General features: G+C 71.6%; 18 protein-coding genes. 5 read left to right on the top strand and 13 right to left on the bottom strand.

Features of this window, described 5'->3' with window-relative positions; all coding sequences use genetic code 11:
* Nucleotides 1-24 precede the first annotated feature (24 nt).
* From ABKA17_RS13465 to ABKA17_RS13410, 12 genes are all read right to left on the bottom strand, one after another.
* Nucleotides 25-924, bottom strand: coding sequence for an arginase family protein (locus tag ABKA17_RS13465; RefSeq protein ID WP_353692224.1), 900 nt, complete (start codon nt 922-924; stop codon nt 25-27).
* Nucleotides 925-929: 5 nt separating this feature from the next.
* Nucleotides 930-1,490 carry a GNAT family N-acetyltransferase gene (locus ABKA17_RS13460; RefSeq protein WP_353692223.1) on the bottom strand — a complete coding sequence of 187 codons (561 nt, stop codon included), beginning with the start codon at nt 1,488-1,490 and terminating at the stop codon, nt 930-932.
* A gap of 19 nt (nt 1,491-1,509) precedes the next feature.
* Nucleotides 1,510-1,755, bottom strand: coding sequence for a LapA family protein (locus ABKA17_RS13455; RefSeq protein ID WP_353692222.1), 246 nt, complete (start codon nt 1,753-1,755; stop codon nt 1,510-1,512).
* Between the two features lie 83 nt (nt 1,756-1,838).
* Nucleotides 1,839-3,653, bottom strand: a complete 1,815-nt coding sequence (locus ABKA17_RS13450; protein WP_353692221.1) for a CocE/NonD family hydrolase — start codon at nt 3,651-3,653, stop codon at nt 1,839-1,841.
* 57 nt (nt 3,654-3,710) lie between these two features.
* Nucleotides 3,711-4,634, bottom strand: a complete 924-nt coding sequence (locus ABKA17_RS13445; RefSeq protein ID WP_353692220.1) for a S66 peptidase family protein — start codon at nt 4,632-4,634, stop codon at nt 3,711-3,713.
* Complete coding sequence (locus tag ABKA17_RS13440; RefSeq protein ID WP_353692219.1) at nt 4,631-6,583, bottom strand: S9 family peptidase; 1,953 nt, start codon at nt 6,581-6,583, stop codon at nt 4,631-4,633. Before ABKA17_RS13440 ends, ABKA17_RS13445 begins: the two co-directional genes overlap by 4 nt.
* Nucleotides 6,584-6,599: 16 nt before the next feature.
* On the bottom strand, nt 6,600-7,904 hold the full coding sequence (locus ABKA17_RS13435; protein ID WP_353692218.1) for a M20/M25/M40 family metallo-hydrolase: 1,305 nt from the start codon (nt 7,902-7,904) through the stop codon (nt 6,600-6,602).
* Nucleotides 7,897-8,730: a M55 family metallopeptidase gene (locus ABKA17_RS13430; protein WP_353692217.1), complete on the bottom strand. Its 834-nt coding sequence runs from the start codon at nt 8,728-8,730 to the stop codon at nt 7,897-7,899. Before ABKA17_RS13430 ends, ABKA17_RS13435 begins: the two co-directional genes overlap by 8 nt.
* An 83-nt stretch (nt 8,731-8,813) precedes the next feature.
* Entirely contained in the window at nt 8,814-9,539 is a 726-nt protein-coding gene (locus ABKA17_RS13425) for a class I SAM-dependent methyltransferase (protein ID WP_353692216.1), read from the bottom strand.
* A gap of 153 nt (nt 9,540-9,692) precedes the next feature.
* On the bottom strand, nt 9,693-12,170 hold the full coding sequence (locus ABKA17_RS13420) for a SpoIIE family protein phosphatase (RefSeq protein ID WP_353692215.1): 2,478 nt from the start codon (nt 12,168-12,170) through the stop codon (nt 9,693-9,695).
* A 188-nt stretch (nt 12,171-12,358) separates the two neighbouring features.
* Nucleotides 12,359-14,749 carry an MFS transporter gene (locus tag ABKA17_RS13415; RefSeq protein ID WP_353692214.1) on the bottom strand — a complete coding sequence of 797 codons (2,391 nt, stop codon included), beginning with the start codon at nt 14,747-14,749 and terminating at the stop codon, nt 12,359-12,361.
* Between the two features lie 144 nt (nt 14,750-14,893).
* Nucleotides 14,894-15,337 carry an SRPBCC family protein gene (locus ABKA17_RS13410; RefSeq protein WP_353692213.1) on the bottom strand — a complete coding sequence of 148 codons (444 nt, stop codon included), beginning with the start codon at nt 15,335-15,337 and terminating at the stop codon, nt 14,894-14,896.
* Between the two features lie 157 nt (nt 15,338-15,494).
* On the opposite strand from ABKA17_RS13410, the gene ABKA17_RS13405 reads away from it, so the two are divergent.
* The 4 genes from ABKA17_RS13405 to ABKA17_RS13390 all read left to right on the top strand — a co-directional run bounded on the left by ABKA17_RS13405 (nt 15,495) and on the right by ABKA17_RS13390 (nt 19,233).
* Nucleotides 15,495-16,535, top strand: a complete 1,041-nt coding sequence (locus tag ABKA17_RS13405; protein ID WP_353692212.1) for an Rv2578c family radical SAM protein — start codon at nt 15,495-15,497, stop codon at nt 16,533-16,535.
* 135 nt (nt 16,536-16,670) lie between these two features.
* The gene (locus tag ABKA17_RS13400) at nt 16,671-18,245 is read left to right on the top strand and encodes an alpha/beta hydrolase (protein WP_353692211.1); all 1,575 of its coding nucleotides are present in this window, start codon (nt 16,671-16,673) and stop codon (nt 18,243-18,245) included.
* A gap of 68 nt (nt 18,246-18,313) precedes the next feature.
* A complete protein-coding gene (locus ABKA17_RS13395) occupies nt 18,314-18,712 on the top strand; it encodes a RidA family protein (protein ID WP_353692210.1) in 399 nt (132 codons plus the stop codon).
* Nucleotides 18,709-19,233 (top strand): GNAT family N-acetyltransferase, encoded by a 525-nt coding sequence (locus ABKA17_RS13390; RefSeq protein WP_353692209.1) that lies wholly within the window; start codon nt 18,709-18,711, stop codon nt 19,231-19,233. Before ABKA17_RS13395 ends, ABKA17_RS13390 begins: the two co-directional genes overlap by 4 nt.
* Nucleotides 19,234-19,246: 13 nt before the next feature.
* Here ABKA17_RS13390 and ABKA17_RS13385 read toward each other — a convergent pair whose 3' ends face one another.
* Nucleotides 19,247-19,822 (bottom strand): adenylosuccinate lyase, encoded by a 576-nt coding sequence (locus ABKA17_RS13385; protein WP_353692208.1) that lies wholly within the window; start codon nt 19,820-19,822, stop codon nt 19,247-19,249.
* Nucleotides 19,823-20,207: 385 nt separating this feature from the next.
* Between ABKA17_RS13385 and ABKA17_RS13380 the strand changes: the two genes are divergently transcribed.
* Complete coding sequence (locus ABKA17_RS13380; RefSeq protein ID WP_353692207.1) at nt 20,208-22,013, top strand: 3-hydroxyacyl-CoA dehydrogenase family protein; 1,806 nt, start codon at nt 20,208-20,210, stop codon at nt 22,011-22,013.
* Nucleotides 22,014-22,128: the final 115 nt, after the last annotated feature.

Below are 22,128 nucleotides of genomic sequence, written 5' to 3'. Positions count from 1 at the left end.
GGAGCTGAACAGGGGAGCCACCGGTCAGGATTGGGCAAAGGCGGACACCACGATGTCGGCGAGGAGGGCGCCGGCCGTTCCGTCCGGGTCCAGGTCGGGGTCGTAGATGGTGACGTTGAGCCCGACGCAGTGCGGGGAGGCCAGCAACGGGCGCAGCAGGGCGACGAGTTCGACGGGCAGGAGTCCGTGCGGGTCGGGGCTGTCCACGGCGGGCATGACGGACGGGTCGAGAACGTCCGCGTCCAAGTGGACCCAGAATCCGTCGAGTTCGGGGATCTCGAAGGCCTGGGCGGTGGCCCGGGCGAGCGCGTCGGCGCCCCACTCGCGGATGTCCCCGACGGTGACCACGGGGATCTTGAGGTCGGCAAGTTCTCTGCGGTCGTCCTCGAACTCGTCGCGGTTGCCGAAGAGTCGTACGTCCTCGTCCAGGAGGTAGGGCCTCAGGCCCTCCAGGTTCGTGAGGTCGTCCTGTCCGCGCCCGGTCGCCAGCGCGACCTCCTCCCCGCCTGCCGCGCCGATCCGGTCGGAGTTGCCGGGGTGCCGGAAGTCGGCGGAGGCGTCCACCGCGGCGAGCCCGTAGCGGCCGAGCCGGCGCAGCGCGAGGGAGGCGCCGAGCTGGATGGAGCAGTCGCCGCCGAGGACCACCGGGAACTCCCCGGCCCGTACATGTCGCTCGATCCGGTCGGCGAGTCGCACGGTGTAGGCGGCGAGCGCGGCCGCGTTGAAGACGCCGTCGCCCTCCCGCCAGTCCTCGCGGTCGTAGCGCGGCGGCACGACGACCCCGCCCTCCAGGGCGCCCAGCCGTTGCACGATCCGCTGCTCGCGCAGCGCTCCGGCGAGCTTGTAGCAGCCGGGTACGGTGCCGGGCGCGGGCGGCCGCAGCCCGAGGTTGGAGGGGGCGTCCAGGACCACTCTCGTACGCATGGGACTCACTTCCGGATCATCTCGGCGGTGACGGCCCACCGCTCGTGGTCCCGCCAGGCCCCGTCGATGTAGAGCATGTTCGGCGAGAAGCCCTCCAGGCGGAAGCCGCAGGAGCGGGCGAGGGCGATCGACGCGGCGTTGGTGGGCTGCACGTTGATCTCCAGGCGGTGCAGGCGCATCCCGCCGAAGGCGTACCGCACGACCATGCCGAGCCCCTCCCGCATCAGTCCGCGTCCGGCGGCGTGCGCGAAGGCGCCGTAGCCGAGCGCCCCGCACAGGAAGGCGCCCTCGACGATGTTGTTGATGTTGATGAACCCGGCGATGGCCCCCTCGCCGTGCTCGCCGTCCTTCTCGCAGACCAGGAAGCCGGCCTTGGTCGGGTCGTCGATCAGCCGGCCCGCGTACGCGGTGAACGCGCTCGCGCTGTCCGGCGGGAAGAGCCACGGCTGGTGCAGTTCCTTGCTCTCCCGGGCCCGCGCGGTGAACTCGGCGCCGTCCGCGTGGGTGATGTGGCGTATGCCCACGCGGGGGCTCTCTACGAGATAGCGGGGTGCGGTGTGCGGCATCCCGACACCTTACGACGGGTCAGCTGCGGCGCTTCATGAAATAGGCGCCGCACAGGGCGCCGATGACGGCCGTGGCCAGCAGCGCCATCCACAGCGGCATCGTCACTTCGGGGATCAGCAGTCTGATCTTGGTGGCGCGGGTGTTCTCGAAGATGAAGATCAGGGCGAGGAGGGCGAGCAGCAGGACGACCACCCGGGCGGGCGTCACCGCGCCACCGCCCTTTTTGCCGGTGGCGCCGCCGCTCTGGGAGGTCTTCGGGCTCATGCGACCAGGGTGAGCCCGAAGCCCTGGCCCCGCGCGGCGGGCGCCGCCCACCGGGTGAACCGACCGCGGGCCGGCCGGAGGGTTCAGCGGCCGACCACGGGCAGCTCCAGCACCCCGGTGTCCTGCGGCGCGCTGACCACGGTCACCGGCTTGATCCCGCGGTTGCCGAAGTAGGCGTCGTCGCTCGCCGCGATCACGAACCGCAGCCGGTGCCCCTTCTCGTACCGGTGCACGATCCCCGGCAGGGTCACCGTGAAGGTCCGGGTGACGTCGGGCACCCGGACCGGGGCGACCAGCCGGTGCACCAGCGTCCTGGTGCCGTCGGGCGCGATGTCGTACAGCTTGGCGAAGAGCACGAGCTTGTCGGCGGCGTTCCCGGAGTGCTGGGTCCGCTCGGCCTTCGGTGAGACCACCTTCAGCGTGGCCCTGGGCGCGCCCACGACGTCGGTGGTCCGTGCCAGTGGCTCGCTGGTCCAGCCGAGGTAGGTGCCCTCGGTGTCGTACGGGGCCGGGTCGGGCAGCCCGAGCGTGCCGTACAGCGAGCTCTCGGAGTGGCTGGTGGGGACGGCCCAGTTGGTGTACGTCCGGCTGCCGCGGGTCACCTTGGAGCGGTTGTCGACGAGCTTGCCGTCGCCGGACAGGTACAGCTTCTGGCTGAGTGCGGGGAGTCGGTCGGCGGTGGTGTAGGTGCGGGTCGGGTCGGTGATCCAGTCGCGGTAGTAGGCGAAGGCCGGTCCGGTGTCGGTGCCGGTCTTCTTGTGGAGGTAGCGGTCGAACCAGGCGAGGACGCGCGTGCCGACGTAGGTGGACTCCAGGTTGCCCTGGCCGAGGTTCAGCTCGCCGGGCACCATGCCGCCGCTGTGGCCCCAGGACTGCCAGATCATCTTGGTCGGGGTGCCCTGGGCCTTGAGCGTCCTGTACGTCGCCGTGGCCTCGTTGAGGTTGAAGAGGCTGTCGGCCTGGCCCTGCACGAGCAGCGTGGGTGCCTTGACGCGGCCGAGGTAGGAGACCGGGGAGACGCCGCGGGAGTAGGCGAGCAGATCGGCGGTCCGGTCGGCGGGATAGCTGCCGGAGTTCAGGGTGCGGATGGTGTCGCAGGCGTCGGTGACGAAGTGCAGACAGCCGAGGGAGTTGATCCGGGACGGGTCCAGGTTGGGGGTCGTGAGGGGCTGGCTCTCGCCGATGAGGTAGAAGCCGTTGGCCCACTGCCATTTGAAGGCGCCGGGGACCGGGCCGTGCGGGTCGGCGTTGTTCGGGTCGAGGGAGTAGGCGAGGTCGTGCCAGGTGATCAGCGGGACGAGCGCGTCGACGCGGTGGTCGACGGCGGCCGTCGCCATCTGGACGGCGCCGCCATAGGAGCCGCCGATCATGCCGACGCGCGGGTCGCCCTTGCGGTCGAGGGTGACGAAGTCGGCCTTGGTGCCGTCGTCGGCGGCCCGCTTCCCGGCGAGGAAGTCGACGAGTCTCGAGGCGGCCGTCCCGTCGATCGCCGGGTCGTCGAGCGAGATCAGACAGCCCGAGGCGCCGAAGCCGAGCCCGGAGTAGACGAGGGAGACGTAGCCGCGTTCGGCGAAGGCCTTGCCGATGGCGTCGGTGGAGCCGTCGGACTTGCTGCCACCGAAGCCGTTGGTGGCGAGTACGGCGGGGGCGCGGTGGGTGCGGTCCACGCCCGCCGGCCGGTAGAGGTCGGCGTCGACGGTGCAGGTACGGCCACCGGCCTGGACGGTGAACTTCAGCCCTGTGACGGTGTATAGGGCTGTTGCGGCGGCGGGGCCGGCACCTGCCGCGCCGAGCAGGAGAGCGAGTGGGACGCAGTATCCGAGCACACGACGGGACACGAGACCTCCGCGCTGAGGACAACTCGACCTACCGACCGGTAGGTACCGGCCGGTAGTCATGGTGTGACACGTGTCAGACGGGGTCAATCACCGTAACGAGTGTTTCTTGACGAGAATTCAGTGGAGCGCCGGTTCCGCGAGGGTCAAGGTGCCCCGGTCGGCGTCGAGTTCGGCCGCCACTCCGAACGGAATCGTCAACGCCCCTTCGCAGTGCCCGAATCCGAACCTCTCCACGACGGGCACCCCGAGACCGCCGAGCCGGTCGAGCAGCAGGGCGCGCACCTTGTCGTACGGATCGCACTCCTCCCACGACCCGAGAAGCACCCCGCGCACCCCCTCGAACCAACCCGCGCGCAGGAGTTGGGTGAGGTAGCGGTCCAGTCGGTACGTCTCCTCCCCCACGTCCTCCAGGCACAGCAGCCCGCCGCGGGCCGAGGGCCGGGCGTGCGGGGTGCCCAGCTCGGCGGCGAGCAGGCACAGACAGCCGCCGAGAGTGACGCCCCGCGCCCGTCCGGGGACCAGGGCCGTGCCGCCGGAGGCGATCGTACGGACCGTCTCCGGCGCGAGGAGGGTGGACCTGAGATGGTCCTGGGCTCGCGTGTTCTTGAGAAAGTCGACGCTCGCCGCCATCGGCCCGTGCAGCGTGACGAGACCCAGTCGGACGGCGAACGCCTCGTGCAGCGCGGTGATGTCGCTGTAGCCGACGAACACCTTGGGACCGGCCGCCCGCATCGCCTCCCGGTCGAGCAGGTCGATCATCCGCTGCACGCCGTACCCGCCCCGCGCGCACAGCACCGCGTCGACGGACGGATCGCACCAGGCGGCCTGCAGGTCGGCGGCCCGGTCCGCGTCCGTGCCCGCCAGGTAGCCGAACTCGCCGTGCCGGTCCAGCACATGGGGTGCCACCACCGGGTCCAGGTCCCAGCCGCGCAGGACGTCGAGGCCGGCCTGCAGCCGCTCCTCGGGCACGGGGCCACTGGGCGCGACGACGGCCACGCGGGCCCCGGGGGCGAGCCGGGACGGTCTGCGGAGTTCCTTCACTTGCTGAGCTCCAATGTCGGGATGCCGGGTGGGTTCAGGACGAAGACCTGGGCGTACAGGGAGAGTTCGGACTCCAGTGCCCGGGTCATCGTCTCCGCCCGCCGGAACCCGTGGCCCTCCCCCTCGAACGCGATGTACGCGTGCGGTACCCGCCGGCCTTCCATCCGGGCGAGGAACCGCTCGCACTGGGCGGGCGGGCAGATCACGTCGTCCAGGCCCTGGAGCAGCAGGAAGGGCGCGGTGATCCGGTCGGCGTGCTCGGTGGGCGACCGTTCCGCGTACCGCGTGGGCGCCTCGGCGAGCGAGCCGACCAGGCTCTCCAGGTACTGCGACTCGAAGTCGTGGGTCACTCCCTCGCCCCAACTGGTCAGGTCGAGGACGGGGTAGACGATGGTGCCGCAGGCGTAGACGTCGGTCGTGGCCAGGGAGGCGGCCGCGGTCCAGCCGCCGGCGCTGCCGCCGCGGATCGCGAGCCGGTCCCGGTCGGCGGTGCCCTCGTCGGCGAGGGCCTGGGCGACGGCCGCGCAGTCCTCGACGTCGACGACGCCCCACTGCTCGCGCAGCCGGTTGCGGTACTCCCGGCCGTAGCCGGTCGAGCCGCCGTAGTTGACCTCGGCGACGCCGATGCCCCGCGAGGTGAAGTAGGCGATCGCCAGGTCGAGGACCAGGGGGACCCGGCTGGTGGGACCCCCGTGCGCCCAGACGACGTACGGCGGCAGTTCGTCACCGGGTGCCACACAGGCCGGGTGGTGGGGCGGGTAGATGTGGGCGTGGACGTCGCGGCCGGCGGGTCCGGTGAAGGTGCGGATCTGCGGCTCGGGGTAGTACGCGGGGTCCACGGGGTCGTCGTGGCCCGCGCCGATCACCCGCGCCCGGCCGGTGCGGGTGTCCAGCTCCACCAGTTCGTGGGCGCTGCGCGGGCTGGCCCCGACGGCGACGACCCGCTCGCCGTGCACGGCGAGGGTGGGCGCGAACTCGGTCCAGGGGCCCGCCGCGTCGACGACCTCTCCGGTCTCGGGGTCGAGGATGCCGAGCGCGGTGGCGCCGCGGCCGTGCACGACGGCGATGGGTCCGCTCTCCAGCGGGGCGAACCAGCGGTGGCCGAGCTTCCACAGCGGCCCGCCGAACTCCTCCTCGCGCGGACACAGCGGCTCCCCGTCGCGGTAGAGGTTCCACCAGCCGGTGCGATCGCTCGCGTACAGCAGGGCACCGTCGTGGGCCCAGTCCACCTGCGCGATCGACTCCTCGGGCCCGCCCGCGACCGTCCGGGGCGCCCCGAGGGTGCCGTCGTCCCGGACGTCCGCGAGCACCAGCTCGGTGCCGTCCCACGGCATCCGCGGATGGTCCCAGGCCAGCCAGGCCGCACGCCGCCCGCCCGGGGCGAGGCGGGGCCCGGTCACGAACCGGTGCCGGGAGTCGGTGAGTTCGCGTACGGCGTCGCGGTCCTGGGCGGCCGAGCCGTCCAGCGGCACCGCGGCCGGGACGCGGCGCACGTCGCCGGGCCCGTCCCCGGTGAACTCCTCCAGCACGCACCACACCTCGCCGCGTTCGAGGAGCAGCACCGGCTCCGCCCAGCGCAGCCCGCCGCCCACCGGGGAGATCGGTGTGAGGGGTCTCGGGTCGGCGCCCGGCACATACCGGTACAGGCGCTGGTCGGCGAAGTTCACGAAGACCACGAGCGGTTCGCCGGCCACCACCGCGCCCGCCCAGGGCCGGCCGCCGTACTCGATGACCCGGCTGCGGGCGTCCCAGGGGGCCTGCAGCACCGACTCCACCACCCCGTCGGCGCGGCGCCGTACCAGGGTGCGCCGGCCGCCCTCGGTGGGGCGTGGCTCGGTCCACCACACCTCGTCGCCGACGAAGCCGGTGAACTCGGGATGCCCGTCGTGCGCGGCGGCCAGGGCCGCGCCGATCGGCGAGGGCCAGGACCCGTACGGCAGTGTCTCCACTTCTCCCCCAGTTCGCTCAGGCCGTGCGCAGGAAACGGTCGAGGACACGGACGCCGAAGTGCAGTGCCTCGACCGGGACCCGCTCGTCCACGCCGTGGAAGAGGGCCTGGTAGTCGAAGCCCTCCGGCAGCTTCAGCGGCGTGAATCCGTAGCCGGTGATGCCGAGTCGCGAGAACTGCTTGGCGTCCGTGCCGCCGGACATGCAGTACGGCACCACGTGTCCCTCCGGCGCGAACTCCTCGACGGCGGCACGCATCCTGGCGTACGTCGCCGAGTCGACCGGCGCCTGGAGCGCGACCTCGCGATGCTGGTACTCCCACTCCACGTCCGGCCCGGTCAGCAGGTCGAGGGTGGTGCGGAACTCCTCCTCGCCGCCGGGCAGGTAGCGCCCGTCGACGTGGGCCACGGCCTCGCCCGGGATCACGTTGACCTTGTACCCGGCCTCCAGCATGGTCGGGTTGGCGCTGTTGCGCACGGTCGCCTCGACGAGCTTGGCCGCCGGGCCGAGCTTGTCCAGCAGCCGGTCGACGTCCCTCAGGTCGGTCTCGATGCCGTACAGGGCGGCGAGTTCGGTCAGGGCCGCCCGTACGGTCGGGGTGAGGCGCAGGGGCCACTCGTGTTCGCCGATGCGGGCGATCGCGGCGGCCAGGCGGGTGACCGCGTTCTCCCTGTTCACCTTGGAGCCGTGCCCGGCCCGTCCGCGCGCGGTGAGCTTCAGCCAGCCCGTGCCCCGCTCCCCGGCCGCGATCGGGTAGATCTGGCGGCCGCCGCCGTCGTGGAAGGTGAACGCCCCCGACTCGCTGACCCCCTCGGTGCAGCCCTCGAAGAGCCCGGGGTGCCGGTCGGCGAGGAACCCGGAGCCGTCCTCGGCGCTGGCCTCCTCGTCGGCGGTGAAGGCGATCACGATGTCCCGCCGGGGCCGTACCCCTTCGCGCGCCCAGGCGCGGACGACGGCGAGGATCATCGCGTCCATGTTCTTCATGTCGACCGCGCCCCGGCCCCAGACCACCCCGTCGCGGACCTCCCCGGAGAAGGGGTGCACGCTCCAGTCCCGGGCCTCGGCGGGCACCACGTCGAGGTGACCGTGCAGGAGCAGCGCGTCGGCCGACGGGTCGGTGCCCTCGAGGCGTGCGACGACGTTGGCGCGTCCCCTGGTGCGTTCCAGCAGGACGGGCGTGAGGCCCGCCTCGGCCAGCCGCGCGGCCGCGTACTCGGCGGCGGGCCGCTCCTGGCAGTCGCCGCCGCCCCGGTTGGTGGTGTCGATACGGATCAGGTCGGAGGTGAACGTGACGACCTCGTCCAGTGCCTGCTCGTCAGCCATACTGCTCCTCCACCGCGGCCGAGACGATCGTGGTGACCGCCTTGAAGGTGCGAATCCCCTCGTACATGGTGGCGCTCGTGTACCCCACCTTCCGCTCGCCGATCCGGCCGACGCCCGGCACGACGGTCGCGGCGAGCGCGAGGTGCTCGGCGTCGAACTCCAGGACGATGGTGAACGGCCCGGCCTGGACCGGTTCGTGACGGACCGCCAGCGCGGTCGCCTCCTTGGCCGCGGCTCGGATGTCGGCGGCGGTCCTGGCCGGTGTCCGACACACGGCCGCGTACCGCGACACATGGTCCTTGACCGCGACCTTGAGCGCCTCGGGCGCGTAGCCGAGGGCGTCCTCGCAGGCCACGTCGTCGCCGGTGACGAGGACGACGGGGACGCCGTACTCGGCGACCACGTGCGCGTTGAGCAGCCCCTCGCTCGCGCGGACGTCGTTCAGCCACACCCCGGTGATGGAGTTGGCGAGGTAGGTGTGGGCGAGGACGCCCTCGGAGCCCGCGCCCGCGTGGTAGCCGACGAACGCGATGCCGTCCACGTCGCCGTGCTGCACGCCCTCCACCATGGACAGCGACTTGTGCCGTCCGGTGAGCATCTCGGTGCGGTCGTCGAGGCACTCCAGGAGCAGGTTGCGCATGGTCCAGTGCGCCTCGTTGACCACCACCTCGTCGGCGCCGCCGTCGAAGAAGCCCTGCACCGCCGCGTTCACGTCCGAGGTGAACATCGAGCGGCAGCGCTCCCACTGCGGCGTCCCCGGCAGCACGTCGGCCGGCCAGGTGACGCCGGTGGCGCCCTCCATGTCGGCGCTGATGAGGATCTTCATGCCGACTCACGCTACGCGGTTCCGCCGCATCCCGGCAGACCTGTGGATAACTCTCACCGGCCCGGGCCAGTGACGGTCACACCTCAGGCCGTACGCCCCACCACCAGCCACTTCGACGGCAGCTCGATGCGGGTGCCGTCGGGTCCGTGCTCGGTGGTCGTCAGGGGCAGTTCACCGCTCGCGAGGACGGTGAGTCCGGCGGAGCGCACATGCTCCGACAGCGCGTCGTCGGAGACCTCGCCGGGCGCGATGCCGTGCCGGAAGATCGGTGCCAGCTTGGGCGGCGGGCCGGCGGGGCCCTGGGCCAGGCCCATCAGGATGGGCTTTGCTGCCTCGGACAGCTCGACGAGGAAGCCGCGGCCGCGGTCCCCGAGGAGGGCCGCGAGTCCGTCCACCAGTGGCTGCCGGTCGGCGGGCTCGCACTGGTGGAGCACGCCCCGCATATAGACGTTGGAGTCGCCGAGTTCCGCGTGCAGTGCCGCCGCCTCGCCCTTCTCGACGGCGTCCAGCACCCGGTAGCCGGCCTGGCCCGCCGGATCGGCCTGCCGGGCCCGGTCCAGGGCCGCCTCGGACAGGTCGACGCCCAGGACGTGCGCGAAGCGGTCGGCGAGGAAACGGGTCTGGGTGCCGTTGCCGCAGCCCAGGTCGACCAGTGGCAGGACCGGGTCGCTCACGTACGGCTCGAACAGGGCGAGGTGGAGGCCGACCGTCACCGCCGGTTCCGCGTCCCAGAACACCTCCCCCTGACCGTCGGGAGCCTCCCGCCAGAAGCTCTCCCAGGCCTCCCGGTACCGACTCGTCACGCTCATGCCCAACTCCCCAGGATGCGACCGCGACCCGCCGCAAGTGACGGGCCAGTACGGTTTATCGCGCCCTGGTCGCGGCTACAAGCGCACGGCGCATTCCTTCACTCCCTGTGCGACTCGGGTACGCCCTCGCGCCCCGTGCGCCCCTGGGGTGCGTCAGCGTCGCGGCAAGGTCAGTTCGAACCAGACGGTCTTGCCGGCCTTCGTACGGCTGGTGCCCCACTCCCGGGCGAGGGTGGTGACGATCCGCAGTCCGCGCCCGAACTCGTCCTCGGGTCCGGCGCTCAGCAGGGTCGGCAGCTCGTGGTCGTCGTCGTCCACTTCGCACAGCAGCGTGTCGCCGCGCACCAGGCGCAGTTCGACGGGGCGGCTGTGGGAGTGGCGTACGGCGTTGGTGACGAGCTCGCCGACCATCAGCTCGGCCGTGTCGACGAGCCGGGCCAGACCCCAGTCGTGGAGCTGCTCGCGCACCACGGAGCGCGCCCGGCCGACCTCGCGGGGCTCCGGGGAGAGCCGCCACTCGGCGACGTCGTCCGGCTCGATGCCGTTGAGGCGGGCCATCAGGAGGGCGACGTCGTCCTTGCGGCCGCCGCGGGTGTTGAGGGCGCGGATGATGGTGTCGCAGGCGTCGTCCATGGAGGCGGCCGGATGGGCGGCGGACTCGCACAGCGTCGCCAGGCCCACGCCGATGTCCTCGCCGCGCACCTCGACCAGCCCGTCGGTGCACATCACCAGCCGGTCGCCGGGCTGCACGCGCACGCGTACCGACTCGAAGGCCACCCCGCCGACGCCGATGGGTGCGCCCGTGGGCAGGTCGAGGAGTTCGCTGCGGCCGTCCTCGGCGTGCACGACGACCGGCGGGATGTGACCGGCGTTGGCGATGTGCAGTTCGCTCGCGATCGGGTCGTACACGGCGTAGAGGCAGGTCGCGAGGTAGGTGTCGCCGAGTCGTTGGGCGAGGTCGTCGAGGTTGCGCAGCAGCTGGGCGGGCGGCAGGTCGAGGGCGGCCATGGTCTGTACGGCCGTCCGCAACTGGCCCATCATCGCGGCCGAGTTGAGGCCGTGGCCCATGACGTCGCCGACGACGAGGGCGGTGCGGGCGCCGGGCAGTTTCACCGAGTCGAACCAGTCGCCGCCGACCCGGCCGAGCAGGGTGCCCGGCAGATAGCGGGTGGCGATGTCACAGCCGGCCATGCGCGGCGGGATGTGCGGCAGCATGCTGTCCTGGAGGGTCTCGGCGACCGACTCCTGGTAGGTGTACATGCGCGCGTTGTCGAGCACGAGGCCCGCGCGGGCGGCGAGTTCGGCGCCGGTGACGCGGTCCATGTCGTTGAACTCGACGCGCTCGGGGTGCCGGAGCAGGATCATGAAGCCGAGGACGACATTGCGTGCCTTGAGCGGCACGACCAGCATCGAGCGGCCGGTGATCAGCGGCCGGATGTCGCGCTTCTCGAACTGCGAGGCGATGGCGTGCCCCATCTGCTCGCTGATGCGCGGCACGAGGACGGGCTCACCGCTGGTCATGCACTGGAAGAACGGGGTGTGGGCCGGGAACGGCATGGCCTCGCCGACCGGTACGACGTCGTCCCAGCGGCCGGGTTCGTCGGTGTGCTCCAGGGCGACCCGGTGCCACATGGTCGTGGTGTCCGGCACGCCCTCGGGGAACCCCTCGCCGGCCACGACCTGTTCCCGCAGATAGGTGCCGGCGACGTCGGTGAAGCGGGGCACGACGGCCCGGCTGACCTCGACGATGGTCTTGGACAGGTCCAGGGAGGTGCCGATGCGGCCGCTGACCTCGGTGAGGAACTCCAGGCGCTCGCGCACGGCGGCGTACTCGAGATCCTCGACCTCGTCGGCGAGTTCCTGCGGGACGGGCAGCCCCTGGGCGGCGGCCCGCGCGGCCCGCTCACGGCGCGCCTTTCGTTCGATGCGGCGGGGCACGCCCCAGTCCGGGGTGACGGGCACCCGGTCGTTCTGGCTGAACTCCAGGACGGGGTAGCCCAGTTCGAGGATCTGGGCGACGATCCGGGCGCCTTCCCCGACGCTCATGCTGGGCAGGATCTCGGGCAGTCGCCGGGCCAGTTCCTCGGCTCCGGGGAAGTCGGTGTGCAGCGCGAAGGCGGGTGCGATGCGCTCGCCGGGGATCTCCTCGTCGGGATCGTCCGCGCGCAGTGCCCCCGCGTCGGCGGCGAGCACCAGCAGCCGCTCGCGTCCCGGGCCCACCAGGGGGTACGCCCACCACAGGACGTCCAGCCGGTCGGGCTCGGCGACCGTCAGCCGGGCGCGGCCCGCCGCCGGGTACGACAGGTTGCCGTCGAGGGAGGACTCCAGGTCGGGTCCGAGACCGTCGTAGGCCGCGTACACGCCGAACGGCGTGGTGTCCTCGTCCTCGTCCTCGGGCAGAGCGCCGGAGACGGGCAGCAGGTCGACCGCCGGGCGGCCGATCGCCTCTTCCTTGGCGGCGCCGAACAGCCGTCGCGCGCCCCTGCTCCAGTGGGACACGAGACCGTCGCGGTCCACCACGACCACGGCCAGGGGGATACGTCCGGCCGCGGCCTGTTCCACCACGCCGTTCCCAGCTCCGCGGCTGGGAGGTGTATCCCTCTCGGTGCCACGGTCGCTGCCGTTTGCCATGGCCCAGGCCCTTTCTCCCCACGGCTCCGCAAGATCTGTGCCGCTCGATCCACCGTACGGCCACGCGTGGTGGTGATGTGCGGCAATGCGGGAATTGACCGCGCGGATCACCCCCGCGTGCGCCCCCGCGCCCCCTGGTCCGGACAGAACCTGCCGGTTGGGGGCCTGTTGGGGTTACTGACGGGTTTTCAGTCCTCGTGTCCGAGTTGGAGATCCCGTTCCGTTCGGCCTCCGCCCGCCATCTGGAGGACGGTGGCGACGGGCGGGTAGCCGGCGGCGATGACGGTGTACTCGCCGGAGGAGAGGTCGACGAACCGGAAGGTGCCGTCGGCGCCGGTGGTGAGGGTGTCCACGACGTTGCCCGCCGCGTCCAGGAGCGTCACGCGCGCGTCCTCGACGGCTCGTCCGCCGCCCGCCCGCACGGTGCCGCGCAGCACGGCGCCGCCCGCGAGTTCGACGTCCTGACGGGTCTCCCGGGAGGCCTGGACGGTGACGGGCAGAGCGGCGGGGCGGAAGGCGGGGGCGCTCGCGGCGAGGGTGTACTCGCCGGCCACGAGTTCGGTGATGACGTACCCGCCCTCGCGGCTGGTGCGGGTGGTGGCGACGACCTCGCCGTGGACATTGGTGAGGGTGACGGTGGCGTCGCGTACAGGGGTGCCGTCCGCGGTGCGGACGTGGCCGGTGAGGCGTCCGGCGCCGCCGAGGACGACGTCGAGTTCGACGGGCCGCTCACCGACGGTCACGGAGACCGCCTGCGGCTGGTGTCCGCCGGCCGCCGCGATCAGCACGTAGGACCCCGCGCCGGGGGTGGAGAGCGCGTACCGCCCGTCCTCGCCGCTCGCCCCGCGTCCGATCTGCTGTCCGACGACGTCGATGAGGGTGAGCGCCGCGCGCGGGACGACGGTTCCGTCGGGGTGCTGAACGGTGCCGCAGACGGGGATTCCGGCGGTGTACGGCGAACGGGCTTGCGGGATCGGGGTGTTCAGGGGTGCGGGCTCGGTTTCGGCGGTGTGGTGGGACACCAGGGGTTTCTCCTTGAGGAAGAAGGCGATCAGCAGGCCGAGGACGAGGACCGGCACCAGGTAGAGGAAGATCCGCGGCATGGCGTCGGCGTAGGCGCGGATGTAGGCGTCGCGCAGGTCGGGCGGCAGCGCGTGGACGAGCTGGGGGGTGAGGGACTCGGCGTCGGGAAGGCCGGTCGTGCCGGGCAGGCGCTCCTGGAGGGCGTCACCCAGCCGGTCGGCGAAGAGGGTGCCGAAGATCGCGGCGCCGACGGATCCGCCGATCTGCCGGAAGTAGTTGTTCGCGCTCGTCGCCGTGCCGAGGTCGCAGACGCGCACGGAGTTCTGCACGGCGAGGATGAGGACGGGCATCACCATGCCGATGCCGGCACCGAGGACCGCCATCCAGAGGCTGTAGTGCAGCCGGGGCGTGTCGACCTCGAGCCGGGACAGCAGCCACATGCCGAAGACGGACAGGGCGCCGCCGAGGACGGGGTAGATCTTGTAGCGGCCGGTGTGGCTGATGAGCTGGCCGGCGATCACGGAGGCGCCGACGATGCCGCCCATCATGGGCAGCATCAGCAGCCCGGACTCGGTGGCGCTCGCCCCGTCGACCATCTGGAGGAAGGTCGGCAGATAGCTCGCCGCCCCGAAGAGCGCGACGCCGACCACCAGGCCCACCAGGCCGGTGATGTTGAAGACCGAGTCCCTGAACAGCCGGAGCGGGATGAGGGGTTCGGACGCGAAGTGCTCGGCGAGGAGGAAGAGGACCGTGGACGCCGCCGCGCCCGCGCCGAGTCCGAGGATGACGCGGGAGTCCCAGGCGTACTCGGTACCGCCCCAACTGGTCAGCAGCACCAGGCAGGTGGAGGCGGCGGCGAGCAGCAGCGCGCCGGGGACGTCGAGCCGGGGCTTCGCGGTGGGCCTGGGGAGCTTGAGGACGGCGGTGACGACGAGCAGGGTGACGAGGCCGAAGGGGACGTTGAACCAGAAGCACCACCGCCAGGAGAGGTGGTCGGTGAAGTACCCGCCGAGCAGGGGCCCGGCGACGGAGGCGAGGCCGAAGGCGGCGCCGATGAGGCCCATGAAGCGGCCGCGCTCCCGGGCGGGCACGATGTCGGCGATGATCGCCTGCACACCGATCATGAGGCCGCCCGCCCCGACGCCCTGCACCGCGCGGTAGGCGATCAGCTGGTCCATCGTCTCGGCGCGTCCCGCGAGGGCGGAGCCGACGACGAAGACGACGATCGCGAACTGGAAGACGCCCTTGCGGCCGAGCAGGTCGCCGAGCTTGCCGTAGATCGGCAGGCCGATGGTGGAGGTGAGCAGATAGGCGGTGATCGCCCAGGACATCTTGTCCAGGCCGTGCAGTTCGCCGACGATCTTCGGCAGCGCGGTGGCGACGATCATCTGCTCCAGCGCGGCGAGGAGCAGCGCGAGCATGAGGGAGAAGAAGATCAACCGGACCCGGCGGGGGCCGAGTTCGACGGCCCCGGCGGGGGTGGGGGCGGGGATCGACGGTGGTTGTTCGGCCGTTTCGTCCCGTGGTCCGTCCTGCACCGCAGTGGTCCCGCCCATGTGCCGCTCCCCTCGTCGCGCCCGCACAATTCCCGCGTAAAGCGACAACTACGAGCAAGCGCGACGAGTTACGGCAGATCGGCACGGGCCGGGGAGATCCACTCGATCCGGTGAGGGGGTCAACAACCCCCGGACACCGGGGACTTAACCCTCGACCTCGGTGGCCAGGTTGTCGAGGACGGCGTCGTAGATCCGGCTGAGGCCCTTGGGCGCGAAGGTCTTCTCGAAGAAGCCACCGATGCCGCCGGCGCCGTTCCAGACGGCGGTCACGACGACGCGGGACTTGCCCTCGCCGGCCGGGGTGACCCGCCAGGTGGTGACCATGGAGGAGTTGCGGTCCTTCTCGACGAGCTCGCCGTCGGTGGGCTCGCTGACCTCGAGGAGACAGTCGCGGATCCGCTTGCTGGTGGCCTGGAGCTTCCAGTGGACGAGGGTGCCCTCACCGTCGCCGCCCTCGCGCACCTCGTACTCGCTGAAGTGCTCGGACAGCACCTTCGCGCGCGTGCCGCTGTAGTCGGCGAGGGCGTCGAACACCTTCTCCGCGTCCGCTGCGACGACCCGCTCCGTAGTGGCCTCGACCTGCGCCATTGCTTCCTCCAGGACCTGATTTCTCGGGGGTTGGGGCAAGCCAACCACCCCGGTCCCCGGCCGCCCAAATCGGGGCCCCGCCGGTCTTCGAAAACACCCTCGCACGATCAAGGGAACATGTGTTCTATTCTGTGGGCAGTGCTACCGAGGAGGCGTCATGCGCTGGGAGAACCTCACATCGGACTCCGGCCACAGCCGGGCCGACGACACCGCGCTGTTCGGCGCGGAGGCGGTCGTCACCCGCACCTTCGACACACCGGAGTTCAACGGGATCACCTTTCACGAGATCCGGGCCCGGTCGATCATCAACCGGGTGCCCGCGGTCTCCCGTATGTCCTTCCAGTGGACGGTGAACCCCTACCGCGGCTGCACGCACGCGTGCGTCTACTGTTTCGCGCGCAAGACGCACAGCTATCTGGACCTCGACACCGGGCTCGGCTTCGACTCGCAGATCGTCGTCAAGACCAACGCCCCGGAGCTGCTGCGCCGACAGCTCGGCTCGCGGCGCTGGCTCGGCGAGCACATCGCGATGGGCACGAACGTCGACTGCTACCAGCGCGCGGAGGGCCGCTACCGCCTGATGCCGGGCATCATCGGCGCCCTGCGCGACCACGCGAACCCGTTCTCCATCCTGACCAAGGGCACGCTGATCCTGCGCGACCTCGACCTGCTCAAGCAGGCGAACGAGGTGACGGATGTCGGCATCGCCGTCTCGGTCGGCTTCACCGACCCGGACCTGTGGCGCACCGTGGAGCCGGGCACGCCCGCGCCGGAGCGCCGCCTGGAGGTCGTACGGACCCTGGCCGAGCACGGCATCGGGTGCGGGGTCCTGATGGCGCCGGTGATCCCGTTCCTGAGCGACGAACCGGCCCAACTCCGGGCCACCGTACGGGCGATCGCGGCCGCCGGCGCCACCTCCGTGACACCGCTGGTGCTGCACTTGCGGCCCGGGGCGCGGGAGTGGTTCATGGCCTGGCTGGCCGCGCACCATCCACACCTGGTACGGCGCTACGAGCGGCTGTACGCGGACGGCTCCTACGCGCCGAAGTGGTACCAGCGCCGGATCACCCGTCAGGTCCACGAACTGGCCCGCGAGTACGGCATCGGCCCCGCGGACGGCGGCCTGCCGCGGCGGCTCCCCGAACCCGAGCCGGCCGCACCCGATATGCCCGGAGGAACCCAACTCACGTTGATCTGAGAGCATTCGAGCGCATACCGCGCCCCAATCGGGTCAAGTCTTGCCAGAACGCGTTCTTCCAGGCTCGCTTTCCGGGACGATGCGGCGTGGACCGTGACACTCGCGGTTCGAAACCCTCCGTCCTGGGAGGACTCCATGAGAAAACGCGCAGCCGTGCTGTGCGGCGTTTCCGTCGTCGTGGCCGGTACGTTCACGGCCCTGCCCGCCGACGCGAGCACTCCGCGTACCGCGGACACCGCTCAGGCCGCGAAGCTCACCTGGAAGAGCTGCGGCACCACGAACTACCCGACGCTCCAGTGCGCGTCCCTCAAGGTCCCACTCGACCACCACAACCCGCACGGGCGGCAGATCACCCTCGCCCTGTCCCGTGTCCCGCACACCGCGAAGAAGTCCCAGGGCCCGCTGCTGGTCAACCCGGGCGGTCCCGGCGGCAGCGGTCTGACCCTCGCGGGATTCGTCGCCGGCTCGCTGCCCAAGGCGGTCGCGGCGCAGTACGACGTCATCGGCTTCGACCCGCGCGGTGTGGGCAAGAGCAAGCCCGCCCTCGACTGCAAGCCCGGCCACTTCAACCCGGTCCGCCCCGACTCGGTGCCGAGCACCCCGGCCATCGAGCAGGCCAACCTCCAGCGCGCCAAGTCCTTCGCGAAGGCCTGCGGCACGAAGTACGCCGATGTGCTGCCGTACATCAACACCGTGCAGGCCGTACGCGACATGGACTCGATCCGCGCGGCCCTGGGCGCGAAGAAGATCAATTACTTCGGTTACTCCTACGGCACCTATCTCGGCGCGGTCTACGCCAAGCTCTTCCCGGAGCGCGTGCGGCGCCTGGTCCTGGACTCCATCGTCGATCCCACGGGCGTGTGGTACGAGGACAACCTCGGCCAGGACTACGCCTTCAACGACCGCCACCGCGCGTTCATGGCATGGGTCGCCAAGTACGACTCCACCTACAAGCTCGGCACCGATCCGGCGAAGATCGAGGCCAAGTGGTACGCGATGCGCGCGGCCCTCGCGAAGACCCCGGCCGGCGGGAAGGTGGGCGCCTCGGAGCTGGAGGACACCTTCATCCCGGGCGGTTACTACAACGGCTACTGGCCTTATCTGGCGGAGGCGTTCGCGGCCTACGTGAACGACAAGAACGCCGACCCGCTGGTCGAGGCGTACGACAACTTCGCCGCCGTCGACGCCTCCGGCGACAACGGCTACAGCATCTACACCGCGGTGCAGTGCCGTGACGCCGACTGGCCGCGCCACTGGAACCAGTGGCGGGACGACAACTGGGCGGTGTACAAGAAGGCGCCGTTCATGACCTGGAACAACGCCTGGTACAACGCGCCGTGCGCGTTCTGGCCGACCAGCTCGCTCCAGCCGGTGAACGTCGCCAACGCCAAACTGCCGCCGGCGCTGCTGTTCCAGGCGACGGACGACGCGGCCACCCCGTACCAGGGCGGCGTGACGGTCCACCGTCTGCTGCGCGGCTCCAGCCTGGTGGTGGAGCAGGGCGGCGGGAACCACGGCATCACGCTGAGCGGGAACGCCTGCCTGGACAAGCACCTGGCGGCGTATCTGACCGACGGCACGGTGCCGCGCAGTGGCGGCGAGGTCGACGCGGTGTGCGACAAGCTGCCCGACCCCGAGCCGCTGAGCTCGGCGACGGCCTCGGCGTCACGGGGCTCGACCCTGCACGGGATGCTCGGCTTCCGCGGCTGAGCACTCCGCCCGGCGAGGTGTGAGGGCCTGTCGGGGGCGTTGTCAGTGCCATGGTCCACCATGGACGCATGAGTGAGCTGACCAGGATTCCCGCCCCCGACGGGCTCGCCCCCACCGCCCAGTACTCCCACGTCGTCATGGGCACCGGCACGTTCGTCGCGATCTCCGGCCAGCTCGCCCTGGACGAGAACGGCAAGCCCGTCGGCGAGGGCGACCCCGCCGCACAGGCCCACCGGATCTTCGAGAACCTGCGCCGCTGTCTCGCCGCCGCGGGCGCGACCTTCGACGACGTCGTCAAACTCACCTACTTCGTCACGGACATGGCGCACCTGCCCGCGATCCGCGCGGCCCGCGTCGAACACATACCCGACGACCGCCTGCCGGCCGCGTCGGCGGTACAGGTCGCCGCACTGGTGCGCCCCGAGTTCCTGATGGAGATCGAGGCGTTCGCGATCGTGGGCACATGACCGAGGTCCGCGAGATGACCTCGGCCGACTGCACGCGCGTGGCCGAGATCCGGGTCCGCGGCTGGCAGAGCGCGTACCGGGGTCTCATGCCCCAGCCGTACCTGGACGCGCTGGACGTGGCCGAGGAGGCCGCACACCGGCGGGACCGCTTCCGGCAGGCCGACGCCGGCGTCGTGAACCTGGTCGCCGAGCAGGGTGGCGAGGTGGTCGGCTGGGCCGCCCTCGGCCCCTACCGGGACGGTGAACGCCACACCCCGGACGCCGAGTTGTACGCGATCTACGTCCACCCCGGCCACTACGGCGGCGGCCTCGGGCACGCCCTCCTCCAGGAGTCGGTACGCCGCTGCGCGGCCGCCGGGCACACCCGTATGTACCTGTGGGTCCTCGAGGGCAACACCCGAGCCCGGAGCTTCTACGAGCGCGCCGGCTTCCACGCGGACGGTGCCGAGGAGCCCTTCGAGGTGGCCGGGGTCGCCGTGCCCGAGGTGCGGTACGTCCGCGAGCTGCCCTCCGGGTGCTGACCCGGCGTCCCTTTCAGCGCTGCGCCGGGATCCTCGCCAGTGCGTGCACCGCCGCCTCGGCCAGCGCCGGATGGGCGAGCGCCTCGTTCAGTACGGCTCTGGCGCGGGCGTCGCCCAGGATGCCGAGTCCCTCCACGCAGGCGAGCGCCACCCGGCGGTAGGGGTCGTGGGGACGCAGGCGGCGCTCCAGGGTGGTGATGAGCGCGGGCACCGACTCGGGCGCGCCCAGCTCCGTCAGGAGCCGGACCGGGTGCAGGGCGTAGGCGACGCGCAGTTCGTTGGTCGCGAGTGCGGCGGCCGCGCGGGCGGTGCGGGGGTCGCCGAGGCGGGCCAGGGCATGGGCGGCGGAGGCGCAGCGCTGCGGGTCACGGTGGTTGAGCAGCAGGACGAGTGACTCGAAGGCGCGCCGGTCCCCGGCGACACCGAGCCGGAAGGCGGCGAGTTCCCTGGCCCACAGCGGCTGCCCGGGCTCGATGAGCACTTCCGCCAGTTCGTCGAGGTCCTTCGTCTCCGTCAGCCGCTCGTACGCGGCCGACGCTCCCGACTCCTGCCGTAAGCGCTCCGTGAGTGATCGCAACTCTTCGTCCATGACAGGCAGCCTAGGCGGGCCGTGAGCGGCTCGGGACGTACATCACAAACACGAGGACTGGCGCGCTCGTTACCCGCCGGTTAAGCTCAGACGAGCGAGTTACCCACTCGTGGAACTCCTTACGGCGGCCTGGTGACGCAGCCGCCGTGAGAGCAGTCGGTTCGGTACCTCAGGTACCAGTACTTCAGTACGACGTGGCTCCGGGACAGGGCCGGTCGGCTTCACCGTTCTCCGGGCGTGTGCACGCCCGTGACGACGGCACCGCACCACCGGGCGTGTGCGCTTGCAGCCCGGCAACACCCGCATCCTCCACGCACCCGGTGCGCCTTCAGGCGTACCGGGTCGCGTTCCCAGTCGTCACCACCCTCATTCCTGGAGTCCCGCGATGGCCGCTCCCCTGTCCGACATCCCTCTGTCCCCGTTGCAGACCATTGCCGTCGTCGGCCTCGGCACGATGGGCACCGGCATCGCCGAGGTCCTCGCCAAGGCCGGCCGCGAGGTCGTCGGCATCGACATCAGCGAGGCCGCGGCCGCCCAGGCCGTCACCGCCCTGGAGACCTCGACCGCCCGCGCCGTGGAGCGCGGCCGGCTCACCGAGCAGGAGCGCACGGACGTCCTCGCCCGGGTCCGCACCTCCACCGACCTGCGCACCGCGGCCGACGCCGACCTGGTCATCGAGGTGGCGCCGGAGTCGTACGAGATCAAGCACCAGATCTTCCGTGAGCTCGACGGGATCGTGCGCCCCGAGACGATCCTGGCCACCGGCACCAACGCCCTGTCCGTCACCCGGCTCGCGGCCGACTCGGCCCGCCCGGAGCGGGTGCTCGGGCTGCACTTCTTCAACCCGGCGCCGGCGATGAAGCTGGTCGAGGTCGTCTCCTCGGTGCTGACCGCGCCGGCCGCTGTCAGCGCGGTCACCGATCTCGCGCTCGCCCTCGGCAAGGAGCCCGTCGCGGTCGGCGACCGGCCCGGTTTCGTCGCCGACGGGCTGCTGTTCGGCTACCTCAACCAGGCCGCCGCGATGTACGAGGCGAAGTACGCCTCCCGCGAGGACATCGACGCCGCGATGCGGCTCGGCTGCGGACTGCCGATGGGCCCCCTCGCCCTGCTCGACCTGATCGGCATCGACACCGCGCGCACCGTCCTGGAGGCCATGTACTCCGAGTCCCAGGACCGGCTGCACGCTCCCGCCCCGATCCTCAAGCAGCTGGCCGAAGCGGGCCTGACGGGCCGTAAGACGGGCCGCGGCTTCTACTCCTACGAGGCGCCGGGCAGCGCGACGGTCGTGGCGGACGCCCTGACCCCGGCCACCGGCGGCTCCGAGACCCCCGGCCGTCCGATCCGTGCCGTCGGTGTCGCGGGCTCGGGCACCATGGCGTCCGGCATCGCCGAGGTCTTCGCCAAGGCGGGCTACGAGGTCGTCCTGGCCGCCCGCAGCGAGGAGAAGGCCGAGACCGCCAAGGCCCGGATCGGCAAGTCCCTCTCCCGCTCGGTCGACAAGGGGCGGATGACCGCCGAGGCGGCCGCCGAGACCCTGGACCGGATCACCGCGGCCGGCTCCTACGACGCGTTCGCCGACGTCGACCTGGCCGTGGAGGCGGTCGCCGAGGACCTGGAGGTCAAGCAGCAGCTGTTCGCGGCGCTGGACAAGGTCTGCAAGCCGGGCGCGGTCCTGGCCACCACCACCTCCTCGCTGCCGGTCGTCGCTTGCGCCCGGGCCACCTCGCGTCCCCAGGACGTGATCGGCATGCACTTCTTCAACCCGGCGCCGGCCATGAAGCTGGTCGAGGTGGTCCGTACGGTGCTCACCGCCGAGGACGTCCACGCGACGGTCCGCGAGGTCTGCGTCAAGATCAGGAAGCACGCGGTGGACTGCGGCGACCGGGCCGGCTTCATCGTGAACGCACTGCTTTTCCCGTACCTCAACAACGCCGTGAAGATGGTCCAGGAGCACTACGCCTCGCTCGACGACATCGACGCCGCGATGAAGCTGGGCGGCGGCTATCCGATGGGCCCCTTCGAGCTGCTGGACGTCGTCGGGCTCGATGTCTCGCTCGCGATCGAGAAGGTCCTGCACCGCGAGTTCCGCGACCCGGGCCTGGCCCCGGCGCCGCTCCTGGAGCACCTGGTGGCCGCGGGCTGCCTCGGCCGCAAGACCGGCCGCGGCTTCCGCGAATATGCCCGCCGCTGACACGTCCGGCGACTGGTTCCCTGCCGCTGAGGACTGGGGCGGACTGCTCGACCCCACGGGAAACCCCCTGGGCGGCCCCGCAGGAGGCCCCTCGCCCGCACCGGGCGGGGGGTAC

Source organism: Streptomyces sp. RG80, from assembly GCF_040446465.1.
Lineage (GTDB): Bacteria > Actinomycetota > Actinomycetes > Streptomycetales > Streptomycetaceae > Streptomyces.
This window is presented reverse-complemented; position numbering and strand designations above follow the sequence as displayed.

Bases quoted from the DNA above. Each gene is read 5' to 3' on its own strand.
- ABKA17_RS13465 (WP_353692224.1), bottom strand. From the start codon at position 924: ATGCGTACGAGAGTGGTCCTGGACGCCCCCTCCAACCTCGGGCTGCGG.
- ABKA17_RS13460 (WP_353692223.1), bottom strand. From the start codon at position 1,490: ATGCCGCACACCGCACCCCGCTATCTCGTAGAGAGCCCCCGCGTGGGC.
- ABKA17_RS13455 (WP_353692222.1), bottom strand. From the start codon at position 1,755: ATGAGCCCGAAGACCTCCCAGAGCGGCGGCGCCACCGGCAAAAAGGGC.
- ABKA17_RS13450 (WP_353692221.1), bottom strand. From the start codon at position 3,653: ATGACTACCGGCCGGTACCTACCGGTCGGTAGGTCGAGTTGTCCTCAG.
- ABKA17_RS13435 (WP_353692218.1), bottom strand. From the start codon at position 7,904: ATGGCTGACGAGCAGGCACTGGACGAGGTCGTCACGTTCACCTCCGAC.
- ABKA17_RS13430 (WP_353692217.1), bottom strand. From the start codon at position 8,730: ATGAAGATCCTCATCAGCGCCGACATGGAGGGCGCCACCGGCGTCACC.
- ABKA17_RS13425 (WP_353692216.1), bottom strand. From the start codon at position 9,539: ATGAGCGTGACGAGTCGGTACCGGGAGGCCTGGGAGAGCTTCTGGCGG.
- ABKA17_RS13420 (WP_353692215.1), bottom strand. From the start codon at position 12,170: ATGGCAAACGGCAGCGACCGTGGCACCGAGAGGGATACACCTCCCAGC.
- ABKA17_RS13415 (WP_353692214.1), bottom strand. From the start codon at position 14,749: ATGGGCGGGACCACTGCGGTGCAGGACGGACCACGGGACGAAACGGCC.
- ABKA17_RS13410 (WP_353692213.1), bottom strand. From the start codon at position 15,337: ATGGCGCAGGTCGAGGCCACTACGGAGCGGGTCGTCGCAGCGGACGCG.
- ABKA17_RS13405 (WP_353692212.1), top strand. From the start codon at position 15,495: ATGCGCTGGGAGAACCTCACATCGGACTCCGGCCACAGCCGGGCCGAC.
- ABKA17_RS13400 (WP_353692211.1), top strand. From the start codon at position 16,671: ATGAGAAAACGCGCAGCCGTGCTGTGCGGCGTTTCCGTCGTCGTGGCC.
- ABKA17_RS13395 (WP_353692210.1), top strand. From the start codon at position 18,314: ATGAGTGAGCTGACCAGGATTCCCGCCCCCGACGGGCTCGCCCCCACC.
- ABKA17_RS13390 (WP_353692209.1), top strand. From the start codon at position 18,709: ATGACCGAGGTCCGCGAGATGACCTCGGCCGACTGCACGCGCGTGGCC.
- ABKA17_RS13385 (WP_353692208.1), bottom strand. From the start codon at position 19,822: ATGGACGAAGAGTTGCGATCACTCACGGAGCGCTTACGGCAGGAGTCG.
- ABKA17_RS13380 (WP_353692207.1), top strand. From the start codon at position 20,208: ATGGCCGCTCCCCTGTCCGACATCCCTCTGTCCCCGTTGCAGACCATT.